This window comes from Zooshikella harenae (genome assembly GCF_018837975.1).
Taxonomy (GTDB): domain Bacteria; phylum Pseudomonadota; class Gammaproteobacteria; order Pseudomonadales; family Zooshikellaceae; genus Zooshikella; species Zooshikella harenae.
In genome coordinates this window covers 1-769 of record NZ_JAGSOY010000311.1, presented here as the reverse complement: position 1 = coordinate 769, position 769 = coordinate 1, and the positions used below count along the sequence as shown (strand labels likewise).

At 42.1% G+C, this 769-nt stretch carries 1 protein-coding gene; it reads left to right on the top strand.

Going from position 1 to position 769, the window contains the following annotated elements; all coding sequences use genetic code 11:
* On the top strand, positions 1-769 hold a 769-nt coding region (locus KCG35_RS25845), incomplete at both ends, for a LysM peptidoglycan-binding domain-containing protein (protein WP_215822770.1).

The following is a 769-nucleotide window of genomic DNA, read 5'->3' as shown; positions in this document are numbered from 1 at the left end:
TCTTATCTACGCGAATACCAATATTCGTATACCTGAACCTTCCTGCGATGATCCCTATGTTATTCAACGTGGTGATACCTTAGGCGATTTGGCTAAAAAACACGACACGACTGTAGACGAAATTTTAAAAGAAAATAAAGATATCAAAGACCCCGATAAAATTTATGCGGGTTATGAATTAAAAATACCTGGTCGTAAACCAGAAGGTGAGTGTCCTATACCACCAAAAGGTGGACCCGGAACAGGCGGACCCGGAACAGGCGGACCCGGAACAGGAGGTCCAGGAACAGAAGGTCCAGGAACAGGTGGACCAGGAACAGGTGGGCCCGGAACAGAAGGACCCGGAACAAAAGGTCCGGAAAAGAAAGGTCCGGAAGAAAAAGGACCAGAGAAACAAAAACCTGAAAAAATAGAAGAACCAAAAGATAAGAAAAAAACGGAAGAGCCTAAGGCCGAAGAAAAACTCCCTGAGGACAAAGATAAGCCTTGTGAGGAGTGTGATACTAAGTGTAATGTAAAAATTGCTTGTGCACACAAAGAAAGAAACTTAAAAAATAAGAAGCCAAAGGTTATCTGTGTAGTGCCTGATGCTAAGCCAAGTAAAACAAAGCTTGGTGAAGGCGTTAGCGTATATAGTGATACTGTGGGGATCGAGTTAACAGGATCTCAAGCACCTGACGAGTTAAACCATAATCTTGACTCGGATTCAGTTAACAGAACGTCTAAAACTGACAATAGAAAAGTATTTGAAGTTGAAGCATCATATACT